The 17,835-nt window shown below is 68.9% G+C and carries 13 protein-coding genes and 1 riboswitch; of the genes, 5 read left to right on the forward strand and 8 right to left on the reverse strand.

Annotation, left to right across the window (positions count from 1 at the left end; translation table 11 throughout):
* The first annotated feature begins 61 nt into the window (after positions 1-61).
* Both ACIBG5_RS29085 and ACIBG5_RS29090 read left to right on the forward strand, forming a co-directional pair.
* Entirely contained in the window at positions 62-610 is a 549-nt protein-coding gene (locus ACIBG5_RS29085) for a helix-turn-helix domain-containing protein (protein ID WP_396394652.1), read from the forward strand.
* The gene (locus ACIBG5_RS29090; RefSeq protein ID WP_396394653.1) at positions 607-1,869 is read left to right on the forward strand and encodes an MFS transporter; all 1,263 of its coding nucleotides are present in this window, start codon (positions 607-609) and stop codon (positions 1,867-1,869) included. The genes ACIBG5_RS29085 and ACIBG5_RS29090 overlap by 4 nt, the downstream gene beginning before the upstream one ends.
* On the opposite strand, the gene ACIBG5_RS29095 is transcribed toward ACIBG5_RS29090, so the two are convergent.
* On the reverse strand, positions 1,809-2,435 hold the full coding sequence (locus ACIBG5_RS29095; protein WP_360455782.1) for a TetR/AcrR family transcriptional regulator: 627 nt from the start codon (positions 2,433-2,435) through the stop codon (positions 1,809-1,811). The genes ACIBG5_RS29090 and ACIBG5_RS29095 overlap by 61 nt on opposite strands.
* A gap of 84 nt (positions 2,436-2,519) precedes the next feature.
* Between ACIBG5_RS29095 and ACIBG5_RS29100 the strand changes: the two genes are divergently transcribed.
* Entirely contained in the window at positions 2,520-3,374 is an 855-nt protein-coding gene (locus tag ACIBG5_RS29100) for an alpha/beta hydrolase (protein WP_396394654.1), read from the forward strand.
* Here ACIBG5_RS29100 and ACIBG5_RS29105 read toward each other — a convergent pair.
* A complete protein-coding gene (locus ACIBG5_RS29105) occupies positions 3,339-4,865 on the reverse strand; it encodes a helix-turn-helix domain-containing protein (RefSeq protein WP_396394655.1) in 1,527 nt (508 codons plus the stop codon). The two genes, ACIBG5_RS29100 and ACIBG5_RS29105, sit on opposite strands and share 36 nt — an antisense overlap.
* Before the next feature lie 174 nt (positions 4,866-5,039).
* Here ACIBG5_RS29105 and ACIBG5_RS29110 point away from each other — a divergent pair, with 174 nt between their 5' ends.
* The gene (locus tag ACIBG5_RS29110; RefSeq protein WP_396394656.1) at positions 5,040-6,254 is read left to right on the forward strand and encodes a hypothetical protein; all 1,215 of its coding nucleotides are present in this window, start codon (positions 5,040-5,042) and stop codon (positions 6,252-6,254) included.
* Positions 6,255-6,294: 40 nt separating this feature from the next.
* On the opposite strand, the gene ACIBG5_RS29115 is transcribed toward ACIBG5_RS29110, so the two are convergent.
* The 3 genes from ACIBG5_RS29115 to ppdK all read right to left on the reverse strand — a co-directional run bounded on the left by ACIBG5_RS29115 (position 6,295) and on the right by ppdK (position 10,194).
* Positions 6,295-6,573 carry a muconolactone Delta-isomerase family protein gene (locus ACIBG5_RS29115; protein WP_360455770.1) on the reverse strand — a complete coding sequence of 93 codons (279 nt, stop codon included), beginning with the start codon at positions 6,571-6,573 and terminating at the stop codon, positions 6,295-6,297.
* Positions 6,574-6,709: 136 nt separating this feature from the next.
* The gene (locus tag ACIBG5_RS29120) at positions 6,710-7,504 is read right to left on the reverse strand and encodes a class I SAM-dependent methyltransferase (protein ID WP_396394657.1); all 795 of its coding nucleotides are present in this window, start codon (positions 7,502-7,504) and stop codon (positions 6,710-6,712) included.
* 38 nt (positions 7,505-7,542) lie between these two features.
* Positions 7,543-10,194 (reverse strand): pyruvate, phosphate dikinase, encoded by a 2,652-nt coding sequence (ppdK, locus tag ACIBG5_RS29125; protein ID WP_396394658.1) that lies wholly within the window; start codon positions 10,192-10,194, stop codon positions 7,543-7,545.
* Positions 10,195-10,512: 318 nt separating this feature from the next.
* Positions 10,513-10,739, forward strand: a riboswitch (cobalamin riboswitch).
* Positions 10,740-10,830: 91 nt separating this feature from the next.
* On the opposite strand from ppdK, the gene metE reads away from it, so the two are divergent.
* Positions 10,831-13,086, forward strand: coding sequence for a 5-methyltetrahydropteroyltriglutamate--homocysteine S-methyltransferase (metE, locus tag ACIBG5_RS29130; protein ID WP_396394659.1), 2,256 nt, complete (start codon positions 10,831-10,833; stop codon positions 13,084-13,086).
* 45 nt (positions 13,087-13,131) lie between these two features.
* On the opposite strand, the gene ACIBG5_RS29135 is transcribed toward metE, so the two are convergent.
* The 3 genes from ACIBG5_RS29135 to ACIBG5_RS29145 all read right to left on the reverse strand — a co-directional run bounded on the left by ACIBG5_RS29135 (position 13,132) and on the right by ACIBG5_RS29145 (position 17,829).
* On the reverse strand, positions 13,132-15,090 hold the full coding sequence (locus ACIBG5_RS29135) for a VWA domain-containing protein (RefSeq protein WP_396394660.1): 1,959 nt from the start codon (positions 15,088-15,090) through the stop codon (positions 13,132-13,134).
* A 1-nt stretch (position 15,091) separates the two neighbouring features.
* The gene (locus tag ACIBG5_RS29140) at positions 15,092-16,489 is read right to left on the reverse strand and encodes an ATP-binding protein (RefSeq protein ID WP_396394661.1); all 1,398 of its coding nucleotides are present in this window, start codon (positions 16,487-16,489) and stop codon (positions 15,092-15,094) included.
* 62 nt (positions 16,490-16,551) lie between these two features.
* Positions 16,552-17,829, reverse strand: coding sequence for a serine hydrolase domain-containing protein (locus tag ACIBG5_RS29145; RefSeq protein WP_396394662.1), 1,278 nt, complete (start codon positions 17,827-17,829; stop codon positions 16,552-16,554).
* Positions 17,830-17,835: the final 6 nt, after the last annotated feature.

A 17,835-nucleotide genomic window follows, 5' to 3' on the forward strand; every position in this document is an offset into this window, starting at 1 on the left:
TAGGAGCCGCCACCGACAACCGGCGTTGCAGAGACTCATTTGCAGAGACTACTCTGCAAGCATGCGACGAAGGATCGACGCCCGCAGTCTGCGCGGACTCGCCCACCCGCTGCGGATGAGAATCCTGGAGGCGATCGAGCTCGACGGCCCGGCCACCTCCACCAGCCTGGCGGCCCGGCTGAGCGAGAGCACCGGCACGATCAGCTGGCACCTGCGGCTGCTCGCCGAGCACGGCTACCTCGAGGAAGACGTCGAGCGCGGCACCAAGCGTGAGCGCTGGTGGCGGCTCGCGGCGCGGCAGACAGTCCTCGACCCGGGAGAGTTCCGCGACGATCCCGAGACCAGCGGCGCGTTGAACGTCTACCTGCGAGATCTGGTCGAGCGGTACTTCGACCGCGTCCGCGCGTACGTCGACGAGAACTGGCCCGGCGAGTGGCAGCACGCAGCCGCCCTCTCCGACTGGCGCGATCTGCACCTCACTCCGGATCAACTGCACAACCTCAACGAAGAGATCGCCGCGGTCGTCGAGCAGTACACCAGCACCGAACCCGCAGGCGAGAACACCGAGCGGGTGATCGTGCAACTGCAGTCCTTCCCGCGCAGATCATGAGCCTGCTCCGGCGGCACCGCGACTTCCGGCTGCTCTGGACCGGCGAGACGATCAGCCGGTTCGGATCCGCGACCTCGTCGGTGGCGCTCCCGCTGATCGCGATCTCGATGCTCCAGGCAACCACCTTCCAAGTAGGCCTGCTGACCGCGGCCGCCTGGGCACCCTGGTTGCTGATCGGACTGCCCGCCGGCGCCTGGATCGACCGGGTACGCCGCCGCCCGGTCCTGCTGGGTTCCTCGGCCGCATCGTTCCTGCTCTTCGCCGCGCTCCCCCTCGCCGCGTGGGCCGACGTACTCACGATCCACCTGCTGCTCGCCGCCGCGATCCTCGCCGGCGCCGCCGCGGTCGTCTTCCAGACCGCCTACACCGCCTACCTGCCCAACCTCGTCGACCCGGCCGACCACGCCGAAGGCAACGCCAAACTCCACGGCAGCGCTTCAGCCGCCCAGATCGCCGGCCTGGGCTGCGGCGGCCTGGTCGTCCAACTGGCAGGCCCGGCCAATGCACTGCTCGTCGACGCAGCAACTTTCCTGGTCGCCATCATGTGCCTGGCCGCGATCGGATTCCGGGAGCGCCGTACGACGTCCGGCCGCCAAGCCGGTGCGATCCGGGCAGGCATCGCGTTGGTGGCAAGGGATGTCTGGCTGCGGACTCTGACGATCTTCGGCGCGGTATCGAACCTCGCATTGATGGGCTACCAAGCCATCGTGGTCGTGTTCCTCGTCCGCGAAGCCGGCCTGACGGCGGGCACCGTCGGCGCGTTGGTGGCCGCCGCGACCAGCGGTGGGGTTGCCGGCGCCTTCGCGGGCCGTCGTCTCGCCGCCCGCTTCGGTACGGCGCGCGCACTGCTGATCTGTGAGCTCGGGCTACCGACCCTCGCCCTGCTCATCCCGCTGAGCAGCCTCAGCCCTTGGCTGTACCTGGCCGGTGGCTTCGGCGTCAGTCTCGGCGTCGTCGGCGGCAACGTCGTGAAGGCGACCTTCCTGCAGTCCTACTGCCCACCGGACCTGTTCGGTCGCCTGACCGCGACGAGTTCGTTCGTCAACTACGGAACGATCCCGCTGGGCGCGCTGCTCGGTGGAACCCTCGGCCAGACTCTCGGACTCGGGCCGGCGCTCTGGATCACGACCGCGGGAGTCCCACTCGCGGGCCTGGTCCTGCTCTGCTCACCGATCCGCCGGCGCCGCGATCTCCCCACTCACCACGGCAGCGTCGTACCTGCGGCCACGACCGACTCCAGCCGGGACCGGATGGCCTGACGAGCCCGGTCATACGCCTTGCCGTCGTCGTGCAGGATCGACGCGAAGTTGGCCGCCTCGTAGTACGCGTTCAGGTCGAAGGCCAACTGGTTGGCGTCGGCGTCCACCTCGCCGGCCTCGACGGCCGCCCGGACGGTCTCCTCGATCAGCTCCATCCACTCCACATGGACGTCGATGAGCGCGTCGTGCACGGCGCCGTCGCGGCCGGCGTACTCGTGCGACACCTTCTGGAAGAAGCAACCGCCCGGGAACACCCGGCTGCTCGAGTAGTGCAGCCAGGACTCGCTCAGCGCCCAGACCCGTCCGAGGCCGGGCTCGACCTCGAACGCCGGCGTCACCACCTCGTCGGCGTAGATCCGCCGCGCGGCCCGGATCGTCGCGAGCTGCAACTCCTCCTTCGACCCGAAGTGCGCGAACAGCCCGCTCTTGCTGATCCCCAGCTCGGTCGCGAGCCGCCCGATCGACAGTCCCTCGAGCCCGTCGACCGAGGCGATGTCGACCGACCGGCGCAGCACCGCGCGCCGGGTCTGGTCACCACGCACCAACCGCCCGTCGACCTTTTCCACGACTCACGATCCTAGTGCCGGTTGACGTCGAGCTTCGGACAAACTAATAATACGACCGTTCGTATAGTTTGTTGAGGAGGAGACATGAAGCAGTTGATCCGGGCCGGGCTGTCGGCCGTCGAGAGGTTCTCTCCCCGGTTGGCCGGGCGACTCGCGTTCGCGCTCTGGCGCCGGCCGCTGGGCCGCGGCCGGGTGCGCGAGTCGGAGCGGGCGATCCACGAGGCCGCGCGGGTCGAGGTCGTCGACGGCGTCGTCACCTACACCTGGGGTGACGGCCGCCGCCCGGTCCTGCTCGTGCACGGCTGGCGCTCACGCGCGTCGCGGTACGCCGGTTTCGTCGCCAGACTGCTCGAGCTCGGCTACAGCCCGGTCTCGTTCGACGCTCCTGGGCACGGCGAGACTCCCGGCCCGATCGTCTCGATCCTCGGCTACCAGCGCATCATCCGCGGACTGGAGGAACGCCACGGCCCGTTCGAAGGCGTGATCGCCCACTCCCTCGGCGTGCCGTTCGCCCTCTACGCCGTCCGCGAAGGCGTCGCCGCCCGGCGACTCGTCATGATCAGCGGCGTCGCCGAGTTCGGCTACCTGGCCGACACGTTCTGCCGCGAGCTCGGCCTCGGGCCGAAGACCAACAAGGCGCTCCGGCGGTCGATCGAGCGCGGGTACTTCGACGGCGACCAGCAGATCTGGGACAGGTTCTCGGTCGCGACCGCCGACGCGGACCTGCTGGTGATCCACAACGACGAGGACGACGTCGTGGATCCCCGGCAGGCACGGGTGCTGCTACGCGCCTACGGGCCGCGAGCGCATTTCCTGGCGACGACCGGCCTCGGTCACCGCCGGATCATGACCGATCCGGAGGTGATCACCGAGGCCGTCGCGTTCCTGCAGGACGCGCGCGGGTCAGATGTCGCGGAAGGTCTCGATCTGAGCGCCTAGCGAGTTGAGCCGGGCGGCCAGTTCCTCGTAGCCGCGGTTGATCACGTAGACGCTGCGCAGGACCGACGTACCCTTCGCGGCCATCATCGCGATCAGCGTGACGACGGCCGGCCGGAGCGCCGGCGGGCACATGATCTCGGCGCCGGAGAAGTGCGTCGGCCCCTCGACCATCACCCGGTGCGGGTCGAGCAGCTTGACCCGGCCGCCGAGCTTGTTCAGGTCGGTCAGGTAGATGGCCCGGTTCTCGTAGACCCAGTCGTGGATCAGCGTCTGCCCGGTCGCCGTCGCCGCGATCACCGCGAAGAACGGCAGGTTGTCGATGTTGAGGCCGGGGAACGGCATCGGGTGGATCTTGTCGATCGGCGCGTGCAGCTTCGACGGCCGGGTGGTCAGGTCGACCAACCGGGTCCGGCCGTTCTCGGCCAGGTACTCCGCGCTGCGGCTGTAGTCGAAGCCCATCTCCTCCAGCAGCGCCAGCTCGATCTCGAGGAACTCGATCGGCGCCCGCCGGATGGTGATCTCCGAACCGGTCACGACCGCCGCGGTGATCAGGCTCATCGCCTCGATCGGGTCCTCCGACGGCGCGTAGTCGACGTCCACGTCGATCTCCGGCTTGCCGTGCACGGTCAGCGTCGTCGATCCGATGCCGTCGATCGTGACGCCGAGCAGGTCGAGGTAGAAGCACAGGTCCTGCACCATGTAGTTGGAGCTGGCGTTGCGGATCACGGTCACGCCGTCGTACCGGGCCGCGGCCATGATCGCGTTCTCGGTCACGGTGTCGCCGCGCTCGGTCAGCACGATCGGCTTGCCCGGCGACAGTGCCCGATTCACCACCGCGTGGTACTCACCGCCGGTCGCCTTCACGTCCAGCCCGAACGGCCGCAGAGCCGCCATGTGCGGCTCGACGGTCCGGGTACCGAGGTCGCAGCCACCGGCGTACGGCAGCTGGAAGGTGTCCTCGCGGTGCAGCAGCGGGCCGAGGAACATGATGATCGAGCGGGTACGACGGGCCGCCTCGGCGTCCATGCTGCCCAGGTCGAGGTGGGCCGGCGGGACGATCTCGAGGTCGCCGGCGGCGTTCAGCCAGGTGGTCCGGACGCCGATCGAGTTCAGTACCTCGAGCAGCCGGTTCACCTCTTCGATCCGGGCGACCTTGCGCAGCGTGGTGCGGCCCTTGTTCAGCAGGCTGGCGCAGAGCAGCGCGACGCCGGCGTTCTTGCTCGACTTCACGTCGATCGACCCGGAAAGCTCCCGTCCGCCGGCGACGCGGAGGTGGACCGGACCGCCACCGAGAGAGACAATTTCAGAATCGAGGGCTTCGCCGATCCGGGCGAGCATCTCGAGGGTGAGGTTCTGATGACCCTTTTCGATCCTGTTCACCGCACTCTGGCTGGTGTTCAGTACTTCCGCGAGTTGCGTCTGTGTCCAGCCGCGATGCTTGCGGGCGTCCCGGATGAGATTTCCGATCCGGCTCAGGTAGTCATCGGTCATGGGCCGGACTTTATCTCACATGTGAGATACCTCTGCATCGACCCGCCGGTTGCAGCGTAGCCAATGTCACGCCGATGCTCACACCAGCCCCCGGACGGGCCCCTCACCGTCCGTCGAAACCGCCGCCGCCTAGAGTTACCCCAACTCCCGCCGCCACCCGGAGAGGACCAGCAGATGCCCGATGACACCTCCGCCGCGGTGGTGAACGAGTTCGAGGCGGAGTCGTGGCCGCTCGATGCGGCTGCGGACAGCCTGCACCAGGTGATCGACGGGTTCCAGAACGGTGACACCCGGCCGCTGGTGATCGGCGACGGCGAGCAGCCGGTGCTCGTGGTGCTCGCGGTCGCCGACCTGGCCGACTTCCGTGCCCGCGTCGCGGAGCTGCTCGCCAATCCGGTCGACGCCGGCTGGCTGCGGTACTACCTGCGCTCGAACTTCGACATGAGCTCGGAGCGGCTCGTCGAGTTGCTCGGCGTCGACGCCGAGCACGGCCTGTCGTCGCTGGCCAGCCAGGTGAACGTCGAGCAGGCCGCCGTACTGATGCCGGATCATCTGCGCCGGACCGAAGCCGGTGCGAACCCGCTGATGCTGATCGGCGACGGGATGATGGCGACGGCGGCGCTGGTCGCGTTCCCGGCGTTCCAGGTGCTGCTCGCGCTCGAGGGCGGGAAGGTCGACGACGACTCCTGCGCGCACGACGACGAGGAGAAGCCGACCACGCCGCTGGAGGTGCTGGCCGAGCGGCTCGGACCGGTGTCGACTCAGCTGGTCGCCCAGATCAACTCCGGCCGCGAGCCCGGCCTGCCGCGGTACGAGCTGCACTTCGAGGACGACCTGCTCGATCACCTGCGCGACCTGGAGGCGCGGGCGCAGAAAGCGCCCGGCGGCGGTGCGTACGACGAGCTGAACGCGCTGCTGCACCAGTTCGACGAGATGCGCAGCGGGCTGACCGAGGTCGAGGACGAGGAACTGGACGAGGCGCCGTACCTGGAGGCGACCGACCTCAAGGCGGCGTTCCCGGACCTGCGGGACAACTTCCGCGAAGGCTCCGACGATCCGTACCTCATCGGTCTCGACGGCCGTCCGCTCGCCGGGCTGATCACCTACGACCTGTACGAAGAGCTGCAGAAGGTCTCGGTGGAGCTCGACGGGACCGACGAGGCACCGGTGCTCCCGCTCCCCCAGCCGCGCTGGGAGAACGGGCCCCCGCTGCTGCCGTTCGATGCCGCGATCGAGGTCTGCGACGCGGTGATCGAGGACATCTCCAACGGCGAGGCGTCGATGATCTTCGTCGCCGACGAGGACGGCGAACCCGAGCTGGTCCTGGCGCCGTTGGTCTGGCTCTGGGCCTACGTCGACCACCTGGACCTCGAAGGCGCCGACATCTGAGCTTCCGCCCCTCGGCGTTCCGTGAGTGGGGAACGCGGGCTCAGCCCAGGGGGAAGAGGGGCTTCCACTCGGCGAGGGTGGCGATCTCGTAGATGTCGGCCGGGGTGTACGGGTCCTTCGCGAGGATCTCGCGGAGCTCGGCCTCGTCGGCGACGTCGTAGACGAGCAGCGCGCCGGTCTCGTCGGTGAAGGGTCCGGCGGCGACGAGCTTGCCTGCCGCCTTGAGCTCGGTGAGGTACTCGCGATGGGCCGGACGGACCTCCAGCCGGCGCTCGGTCTCGGCAACATCGAAGCGCAACTGCACGACATATTGGGCCATGCCGAAAACCCTACACGGCCTTGCCTGCAAAGGATTTGGTGCGGGAAGGGAGTCACGAGCCGCCACAGCGGCTGGTTCAGGTCAGACCCGAAAGTCGACGAGTGATCGCCCTTCCCGCCCGGATATTCTGACTACCTTACCGGCCGCAACGCAAGGGGTTGGTTAAGGAAATTACTGCGGACAGTTGAGTCACGTAACGCTTCGTGATCGAACCCCCGATCGCGTCGATCAAAGTGCCGATACACCCGTACAGTCCGTCACGCCGCTCCGCTGTCAAGGCCCGATGGCCGGAATACGATGACAAAAGCGCGAGGTATTCGGCCGTCGAATAGTCCGCCTCCCAGACGTATCTGCGGAACTCGGCAGGCCCGAATCTCCCCGACCTGTCGAACTCCTCGGAATCATCCGGTACGTCGTGCGCCGCCGGCAGACCGCCCTTCGCGGGATCGTCGGTGAACCGCTGATAACACTCGTCGGCGTCCACGAAGAACTGCTCGCTCCCCCCCGCGACGTGATGCGTCGACACCACCGCCAGCACCCCGCCTGGCCGCAGTACCTCCGCACACCGCGCCATTCGGGTCGCCGGGTCGAGCCAGTGGAACGCCGTCGCCGAGACGACCAGGTCGAACGTCCCGACCGGCAGGTCCCATGTGTCGAAGTCCGCGACGATCACCTCGACCTCAGGCAGCTTCCGTTGCGCGACCCGCGCCAGGTCAGGACTCAGCTCGACCGCGGTGACCGACCAGCCGCGCGCCACCATCGGCGCGGTCGCCTGGCCGGTGCCTGGACCGATCTCGAGCACGCGCGGCCGGGTCACCTCACCGAGGAGGGCGGCGAGGTCGTCGTACAGCTCGGCCGGGTAGGTCGGGCGGACGCGGTCGTACAACTCGGCGTCCTCGCCGAAGGTCCGGCGCAGCTGCTCCCGGCTCACGTCTGCAGGCTAGCGGTCGTGAGCCGGGAGTGACTGCTTTACAGTGCGGCGCGGCCGGCCTCGAGGCGGGCTACCGGGATGCGGAACGGCGAGCAGGACACGTAGTCCAGGCCTGCCTCGTGGAAGAAGTGGATGCTGTCGGGGTCGCCGCCATGTTCGCCGCAGATGCCGAGCTTCAGGTCCGGCTTGGTGGCGCGGCCGCGGTCGACGCCGGTACGGACCAACGCACCGACACCTTCCCGGTCGATCGACTCGAACGGCGATACCGCGAAGATGCCCTTCTCCAGGTAGCGGGCGAAGAACGCGCCCTCGACGTCGTCGCGGCTGAAGCCCCACGTGGTCTGGGTCAGGTCGTTGGTACCGAACGAGAAGAAGTCGGCCGCCTCGGCGATCTGGTCCGCGATCACCGCCGCGCGCGGCAGCTCGATCATCGTCCCGATCGGGATGTCCCACTCGACGCCCAGCTCGGCGATCACGCGTTCCACCTCGTCCCGGGCCAGGTGCAGCTCCTGGACCGCGCCGACCAGCGGGATCATGATCTCCGGTTGCGGGTCCTTGCCCTGCTGCTTCAGCTCGACGGCCGCGGACGCGATCGCCCGGACCTGCATCGCGAACAGCCCAGGGATGACCAGACCGAGCCGGACACCCCGCAGGCCGAGCATCGGGTTCTCCTCGTGCAGCCGCTCGACCGCCGCCAGCAGCGCGGCATCGTGACCCGGGTCCTGACCGCGCTCGCGGGCCAGCGCGACCTTGACCGCCAGATCCTCCATCGACGGCAGGAACTCGTGCAGCGGCGGGTCGATCAGCCGGATCGTCACCGGCTGCCCGTCCATCGCGGCCAGCAGCTCCAGGAAGTCGCCCCGCTGCAACGGCTCGAGCTCGGCCAGCGCCGCATCGCGATCACCGTCGTTGTCGGCCAGGATCAGCCGCTCGACGGCCTCCCGGCGCTCGCCCAGGAACATGTGCTCGGTCCGGCACAGCCCGATCCCCTCGGCCCCGAACCGCCGCGCCCGGGCCGCGTCGTCCGCGGTGTCCGCATTGGTCCGTACGCCGAGCCGCCGTACGTCGTCCGCATGCGTGATCAACCGGTGCACCGCGGCCACGAGTTCGTCGCCGGACTCGGGAGCCAGCGAACCTTCGAAGTACTGCACCACCGGGGACGCGACCACCGGGACCTCGCCGCGGAACACCTCGCCGGTCGTCCCGTCGATCGAGATCGTCTCGCCGGCCTCGATCACCGTACCGTGCACCTTGATGGTGCCCTGGGCAACGTTCACGTCGAGCTCCTCGGCGCCGCAGACACAGGTCTTGCCCATGCCGCGGGCGACCACGGCCGCATGCGAGGTCTTGCCGCCGCGGCTGGTCAGGATCCCCTGCGCCGCGATCATGCCGTGCAGGTCGTCCGGGTTCGTCTCGCGCCGGACCAGGATCACCTTCTCGCCGCGGTCCGCGGCCTCGACCGCGGCGGCCGAGGTGAACACGATCGTTCCGGACGCCGCACCCGGCGACGCACCGATCGCCTTGGTGATGAGATCGGTGTCCGCGTCCGCGTCGAACCGCGGGAACATCAACTGCGCGAGCTGCGCACCCTTCACCCGCTTCAGCGCCTCGTCGGTGTCGATCACGCCCTCGTCGATCAGGCTGGTCGCGATCCGGAACGCGGCCGCCGCGGTCCGCTTGCCGACCCGCGTCTGCAGCATCCACAGTTTGCCGCGCTCGACAGTGAACTCGATGTCGCACAGGTCGCGGTAGTGGCCCTCGAGCTTGGCCATGATCGCCATCAGATCGTCGTACGACGTCTTGTCGATCTGCTCCAGGTCCGCGAGCGGGACGGTGTTGCGGATGCCGGCCACCACGTCCTCGCCCTGCGCGTTCTGCAGGTAGTCGCCGTACACACCGGGCTGACCGCTCGACGGGTCGCGGGTGAACGCGACGCCGGTGCCGGAGTCCATGCCGAGGTTGCCGAACACCATCGAGCAGATGTTGACCGCCGTACCGAGGTCGGTCGGGATCCGCTCCTGCCGGCGGTAGAGGATCGCGCGCTCGGAGTTCCACGAGCCGAAGACGGCCTCGATCGCCAGGTCCATCTGGGTCCGCGGGTCCTGCGGGAACTCGCGGCCGGTGTGCTCGTGGACGGCCTGCTTGAAGGTCTCGACCAGGCGCTTCAGGTCGTCCGCGTCCAGGTCGAGGTCGTTGCGGGTGCCCTTGGCTTCCTTGGCCGCCTCGATCGCGTCCTCGAACACGTCGCCGTCCATGTCGAGCACAGTCTTGCCGAACATCTGGATCAGCCGGCGGTACGCGTCCCAGGCGAACCGCGGGTTGCCGGAGTGATGCGCGAGCCCGTTCACCGAGTCGTCGTTCAGGCCGACGTTCAGAACGGTCTCCATCATCCCGGGCATCGACACGGCCGCTCCGGACCGGACCGAGACGAGCAGCGGGTCGTCGGCCTGGCCGAGCTTCTTGCCCATCTTCTGCTGCAGTACGTCGACGTGGTGGTCGATCTCGTCGGCCAACTCCGGTGGCACCGAGCCGGTGGCCAGGTACGCGCGGCAGGCCTCGGCGCTGATGGTGAATCCGGGTGGCACCGGCAGGCCGAGGTTGGTCATCTCGGCCAGGTTCGCCCCCTTCCCGCCGAGCAGCTCCTTCATGTCCTTGTTGCCTTCGGCGAAGTCGTAGACGAGTTTCGGCACGATCACTCCCTGTGGTTCAGGCGGTGCTTCTGAGCGCGGTGAGGTGGCCCGCTGGCCCATCGACTCCAGTGGCGGGGGCGTTGCTCTCAGAGTAAGCCCAAAAACCAGTCCAGTTGAACACTGGTCTCACGATGCCGACGTGACTCTGCCCACAGGTCGAAGGCCGGAAAACCCTTCCCCCGTTGACAACGCAAGACAATCGGCACGTCCGCCAACGAAACCTTCCGGCGAATCGATCCCGGGGTTTCGTCGCGTCGACGGCGGGTACCGCGAGTGGTGTTCGTCTCGCCGTCCGGCGCGTCGCGGTGCCCGCGGGTTACGCTCGGCACTGCCGACGGTTCGCCTGGTCGGGTGGTCGACGACGAGGCGAGGCAAGAGGGAACCCGGTGTGAATCCGGGACTGCCCCGCAGCGGTGAACGGGAACGACAGCCGTCAGACAGCACTGGACGCCCGGCGTCCGGGAAGCGACGGCCAGTAGGCCGACCGGTCGGACCGACCGGACTGCCCGTGAGTCCGAAGACCTGCCGACGGTCCGCGCACCAGCCGGTGCGCGGTGGATCGGTGGTCTCGTGGGAGGACCCGTCCGGCGTCTCCGCGACCCCGCCGATCCCTGGCACGCTCGCGAGGAGAGAGACGTGAACACCATCAAGACAGTGCTGGGCTATCCGCGCATCGGCCCGGACCGCGAACTCAAGAAGGCCGTCGAGAAGTACTGGTCCGGCGACAGCGACGCGGCCGAACTGGAGGCGACCGCCCACCGACTGCGCGCCGACACCTGGCGCGACCTGGCCGGCCGCGGACTCGACGTTCTCCCCGGTAACACCTTCTCGTACTACGACCAGATGCTCGACCATGTGCAGCTGTTCGGGATCATTCCGGAGCGCTTCCGCGCCCTCGATCGCTCCGGACTCGACACGTACTTCGCGATGGCACGTGGCCACGCCGAGGTCGCGCCGCTGGAGCTGACCAAGTGGTTCGACACCAACTACCACTACTTGGTCCCCGAGCTCGCCGAGAACACGGTGTTCCGGCTCAACCCGGCCAAGCCACTCGAGGACCTGGCGGCCGCGCGAGAAGCCGGTGTGGAAACCCGTCCGGTCCTGATCGGACCACTGACCTTCCTGCTGCTCTCGAAATCCACAACTCCGGGCTTCGAGCCACTCAGCCTGCTCGACCGTCTCCTGGACGCGTACGCCGAACTCCTCGGCAGGCTCGATGCCGCGGGAGCCGACTGGGTGCAACTGGACGAGCCGGTCTTGGTCCAGGACCGCACACCGGCTGAGCTCGACGCCCTCCGTCGCGCGTACGACCGGTTGGCGAAGCTCACCGAACGCCCGCGTCTCCTGGTCGCGACGTACTTCGGAGATCCCGGTGCTGCCCTGCCGGTGCTGGCGTCCACCGCGGTCGAAGGGCTGGCGGTCGACCTCGTGTCCACTCCTGGACTGGTCGACCAACTGGCCGTCTTGCCGTCCATCCAGCGTAAGACCGTTTTCGCCGGGGTGGTCGACGGCCGGAACGTCTGGCGCACTCCCCTGGGTGAGGCGTTGTCGACCTGCGTGAAGCTGCTCGGCTCCGTCGGCCGGCTCGCCGTCTCCACCTCGTGCTCGCTGCTCCACCTGCCGTACGACGTGGATGCGGAGGACGAGCTTGATCCGCAGGTGCGGGCGCGACTCGCGTTCGCGCGGCAGAAAGTCGACGAGGTAGTCCTGCTCGGCCGTGCGCTCAGCGAGGACGAGCCCCGCGTACTGGTGAACCTCGACAATCCGTCCCGCGGCCCGTTGAACGACTCCGGCCTCGCTCGTGAGCAGGCGGTCCGCGACCGGGTCGCCGCGATCCGTCCCGAGGATCGGCAGCGAGCGCCGTACGACGAACGCCGGACCGCGCAGGAGTCGATCGGGCTGCCGGATCTCGCGACCACCACGATCGGCTCGTTCCCGCAGACCGCGGACCTCCGCCGAACCCGCACCGAACTCCGGTCCGGCCGGATCGACCAGGCGACGTACGACGAGCGGATGCGGGCCGAGATCGCGCGAGTGATCAGCCTGCAGGAAGAGCTCGGGCTGGACGTGCTCGTGCACGGCGAGCCCGAGCGCAACGACATGGTCCAGTACTTCGCCGAGCAGCTGGATGGCTTCGCGACCACCAGGCACGGCTGGGTGCAGTCGTACGGCAGCCGGTGCGTCCGGCCACCGATCCTGTACGGCGACGTGTCGCGACCCGAGCCGATGACCGTGCGCTGGGCGTCGTACGCGCAATCGCTGACCGAGCGGCCGGTGAAGGGGATGCTGACCGGGCCGGTGACGATCCTGGCCTGGTCCTTCGTCCGCGACGACCAGCCCGTCGCCGTCACCGTCGATCAGGTCGCGCTGGCCCTGCGGGACGAGGTGGCCGACCTAGCGTCGGCCGGGATCAGGATCGTGCAGGTGGACGAACCTGCGCTGCGCGAGTTGCTGCCGTTGCGATCGGCGGAGCAGCGGGCGTACCTGGACTGGTCGGTCGGTGCGTTCCGGCTGGCCACCGGCGGGGCGTCCGCCGAGATCCAGATCCACACGCATCTGTGCTACTCGGAGTTCGGTGCGGTGATCGCCGGGATCGACGGACTGGACGCCGACGTGACCACGATCGAGGCCGCGCGGTCACGCATGGAGATCCTCGGCGACCTGGCCGCCTGCGGATTCCGCCGCGGCGTCGGGCCAGGCGTGTACGACATCCACTCTCCTCGCGTCCCCAGCCAGGACGAACTCACGGATCTGATTGCCCGGGCCGTGGCGGCCGTGCCGGCAGACCGGTTGTGGATCAATCCTGACTGCGGCCTGAAGACCCGCGGCTACGACGAGGTGATCCCCGCGCTCCGGCACCTGGTCCAAGCGGCCCGGACTGCCCGCAGCTGAGTGGCCTTGCCGTGGGCACCTTGTTTGGTGCCCACGGCAACCGAGTCAGAGTTTGCGGCGGGTGCGGAGGTAGTCGCCTACTACGGCGGCGCCGAGGCCGTCGGGGTCGGGGGCCAGGACTCGGCCGCCGCTGCGGCGGGCCAATAGGTCGACGAAGGCGTTGAGGCGGGGGTCGTCGCCCAGGCGGAAGACCGTGAGCGACGCGCCGAGTTTGGCCAGGCGGTCCACCTCGAAGATCGTCTTGCGGAGCGTGGCCGGCTCGGGTGGGTAGGAGAATTCCGCCGTACCGTCCGGCTCGAGGTGCGCGGTCGGCTCGCCGTCGGTCACCATCAGGACCACCGGCTGCGCGTCCGGATGACGACGCAGATGACGGCCGGCCAGCAGCAGGGCGTGGTGCGCGTTCGTCCCCTGCTCCCAGGCGCCCTCCATCCCGATCAGCTGCGGCAACTCGACGACTCCGGCGTACCTCCCGAACGTGATCAGCTGGAGCGCGTCGTTGCGGTAGCGGGTCGAGATGAGCTGGTGCAGCGCGAGTGCCGTCCGCTTCATCGGCAGCCAACGGCCCTCCTGGACCATCGACCACGACGTGTCGACCAGCAACGCGACCGCGGCCCGGGCGCGGTGCTCGGTCTCCGCGATCTCCACATCAGCCACATCCAGCTTGACCGACCCACTGCGCGTAGCACTCCGCAGTACTGCGTTCCGCACGGTCCGAGGCACATCCCACGGCTGGGTGTCGCCGAACTGCCATTGCCGGCTGGAGCCACTCAGCTCCCCAGCCGCCCCGGCATTGGCGGCGTCGCGTTCACCCGATCCCCGAGCAGCCCGCAGTACGTCGGCCAGCGCGGTCTGCCCGAGCTGTCGCAGAGCCTTCGGCGACAACCGCAACGAACCATCGGGCGCTCGCTCGAGCAAACCCTGGTCGCGCAGCTGCCTCTCCAGCTCGGACAACCGGCGAGCATCCACCGTTGCCTCGTCGCCGAGCTGCCGGGTGAGCGCATCGAGATCGATGTCCTCGAGCCGCGCGCCCGGATACGACTGCGCCAACTGCTCGGCCAGCGCATCGAGCTCGGCGAGGTCGGACATCGCCCGCGCACCGTCGGCGAGACCGAGCGGGTCGTCACCACTCATCCGCTCCGACCCGGTCCAGTCCTCCCCCGGCCGCAGCGACTGCAGCTGGGCGTCCAACTGCGCCAGCTGCTGGGCGAGTTGCGGACTGCCGAACGCCTGCTGCGACAACTCCATCAGCTCGGCCCGCTGCTCGGCAGTCATCGAGTTCATCATCCGCTGCGCCGCGGCCGCCCGCTGCGCCAGTACGTCGATCAGTTCGTCGACGTTCTGCGGATTCTCCGGGAAGAACTCGCCGTGCTTGGCCATGAACTCGTCGAACAACTCCGGCACCTCGGGCCGGTCCTGCGCGTGCGCCGCGAGCAACGCGTTGAGGTCGGTGAGCATCTCGTTGATCCGCTCGACGTCCTCAGGCGTGGTCTGCTGCAGCGCCTCCTTCATGCCCTCGAACCGCGACCCGAGCAGCTCGCGCCCGAGCAACTCCCGGATCTCCTCGTACTTCTGCCGCGCCTCCGACGACTCCCACTGGTAGTTGGCCAGCTCCCGTACGGCGGCCGCCGTACCCGACGGGAGAGCGTCGAGCTCGGCCTCCTTGAACCGGGCGTCGTCGGACGGGTTCGGGAACAGTTCGCGCCGCTCGGCTGCCAGCGCCTCGTCCAGCAACCGCTGGACATCCCGCAGGGTGCCGTCGAGGTTGTGCCGCCGCTGGATCTCGCGGCGGCGCTCCCACATCCTGCGGGTGAGGTCGTCCAGGCCCTGGGTGTTCCGGGTGCCGCGCCGGAGAAGTTCCTCCAGCGCGGACCGCGGCGACGAGCCGTTCATCACGTCGCGGCCGATCTCATCCAGCGCGTCGCGCAGATCCGCGGGCGCCTTCAGTGGATCCGGCCCGTCGTGCCACGGCCCGTAGGACCAGCCTTCCGGTATGGACGCGGACATGTCAGATCCCGTAGATCGTCGTGTCGTTGTCGGCGTCCTTGGCCAGTCGTTTCGACAGGTACAACGCCTCCAGGGCGAGCTCGACCGCGGCAGCGATGCGGCCGGGTGACTCGTCCGGCTCGACGCCGGCGCGCGCGGCGACGTCGTGCAGAACCGGCAGCTCCGGCAGGGCGGCCAGAACGTCCCGGCCGGGCACTCGCTCACCGGTGGTGACAAGGTTGCCATCAGCAACAGCGTTGGCCAGCGGGCTGAGGTCGAGCCCGGCGAACCGCTCCCGTGCGGTGTCGGCGACCGAGCGACGCAGCAGGTACTCGAGCAGCTCGATCTCGCGCCCTTCCTCACCGGGCTCGAACTCGAGCTTGCCGCGTAGTACGGCGGGCACGGCCTCCAGATCGACCGGCCGCGCGACGGCCGGCTCCTCGCCGGTGATCGCGCTGCGCCGGAGCGCGGCGGCGGCGATCGTCTCGGCCGCGGCGACCGCGAACCGGGCCGACACACCCGAGCGCTGGTCGATCGATGTCGACTCGCGCAGGTGCCGGACGAACCGGGCCAGCACCTCGAGCAGCGGCTCGCCGACCTCGGCGGTGAACTCGGCCTCCTGCCGGATCACGTCCACCTCGGCGTCGATGTCGAGCGGGTAGTGGGTCCGGACCTCGGCGCCGAACCGGTCCTTCAGCGGCGTGATGATGCGGCCGCGGTTGGTGTAGTCCTCCGGGTTGGCCGTTGCCACCAGCAACACGTCGAGCGGCAGCCGCAGCGTGTACCCGCGGACCTGGATGTCGCGCTCCTCCATCACGTTGAGCAGCGCGACCTGGATCCGCTCGGCCAGGTCCGGCAGCTCGTTGATCGCCACGATGCCGCGGTGCGCCCGGGGCACCAGACCGAAGTGGATGGTTTCCGGGTCACCCAGACTGCGGCCCTCGGCAACCTTCACCGGGTCCACGTCACCGATCAGGTCGCCCACCGAGGTATCCGGTGTCGCGAGCTTCTCGGCGTACCTCTCGCTTCGATGGATCCAGGTGACGGGCAGTTCGTCGCCGAGCTCCGCGGCGCGGCGGCGCGACGCCGGCGTGATCGGTTCGAGCGGGTGCTCGGGCAGTTCGGCGCCCTCGATCACCGGGGTCCATTCGTCCAGCAGGCCGACCAGCGTGCGCAGCAGCCGGGTCTTGCCCTGGCCGCGCTCACCGAGCAGGACGACGTCATGCCCCGCGAGCAGGGCGCGTTCGAGTTGCGGAATCACCGTCCGGGTGAACCCGACGATGCCGGGCCACGGATCACGCCCGGCCCGGAGTTCTGTCAGCAGGTTGTCACGAATCTCGGCCTTGATCGACCGTGGGAGATACCCGGCGGCCCGGAGGTCACCAGCCTTACGAGGAAGTTCAGCAGGTGCACTAGTCACAGGTGAGACGTTAGCTCGCTCACCCCAAATCGCACCCCGAATATCTCAGCAGGCGGCCTCGCTCAGCGCTTGGGCGTGACCCGGCCGGAGGTGAAGACGTGACTCGGCGTGAACGTGGCCGGGACCCACGGATGCTCCGGCGCCTCGCGGGTGACGAAGTGATCGCCGTCCGCGGGCTCGGTCGGGCGCAGCTCGTACTCCTGCACAGGCTGCTCGGCGAACGACAGCCGGTCACCGGTGGCCTGATACGCCATCACCAGCGCGTCGTCGCGCCGTACGACGTCCAGCCGGACGCTGGCACGTTCGTAGCGGCCGACATGGCGGTCGTCCACCGGAGCGTCGGCCGGCTGCGGTGAGGCCGGGTGGCCGACCCCGGTGAAGTGCGAGAAGACCTCGGTGGCCAGCGGCTCGAACAGGGTCGTGCCGTTGCCGGAGTTGGTCAGCACGCACATGACCAGCCGTGCCTCGGGGTCTATCCGGAGGAACGCCAGCTGGGAGATCGTCGTACCGTCGTGGCCGAACAGGCCGCGGCCTTGCCAGTCATAGATCCGCCAGGCCAGGCCGAGGTTGCTGAAGCCGCCGACGCCACCGGCGTACGGGACCTGCGGCTCCTGCATCGACCGGTAGCGGTCGTCGGTCAGGTGCATCCGGGCGAACTCGAGCAGGTCGCCGGCCGACGCGGTGACTCCTCCGGCCGGACCGATGCTCCGAGGCAACTGCCACGTCTTGACCGGCGATCCGTCGGTGCCCAGGTGACCCAGCGCGGCGCGGTGCAGGATCGCCTCCTCCGGCAGCGTGACCGTCCTGGTCAGTCCGAGCGGCTCGACCAGCCGCTTGCGCAGCGACTCGTCCCAGCTGCCGCCGTCGAGCACCTCGATCAGCCTGCCGAGCAGCACGAACCCGGCGTTGCAGTAGGAGTACGCCGTACCTGGCTCGAACAACTGCTCGACGTCTGCGAGGAGACCGACGTACCGCTCGAGGCACTCGTCGCCGCGGCCGGTGTCGGTGAACACGTCGCCGTCGATGCCGCTGGTGTGAGTGAGGAGGTGACGGACGGTGATCCGCGGATCGATCGATGCCCCGGGCAACAACTTCACCACGGCGTCGTCCAGATCGAGTCGCCCCTCCGCGGCCAGCTGGACGATCATCGTCGCGGTCCACGGCTTGCTGACCGACCCGAGCTGGAAGAGCGAGTCCTCCGTCGTTTCGACCCCGGTCGACGCATTCAGCACGCCGTACGGCGCGATCGTCGTCTCACCGTCGTGCCAGATCCCGAGCACCGCCCCCGGAACCTTCGCCGTCACCGCCAGTTCACTCAACCGTGCAGACCAGTCAGGCATGCGCCC

Source organism: Kribbella sp. NPDC050241, assembly GCF_044459685.1.
Lineage (GTDB): Bacteria > Actinomycetota > Actinomycetes > Propionibacteriales > Kribbellaceae > Kribbella.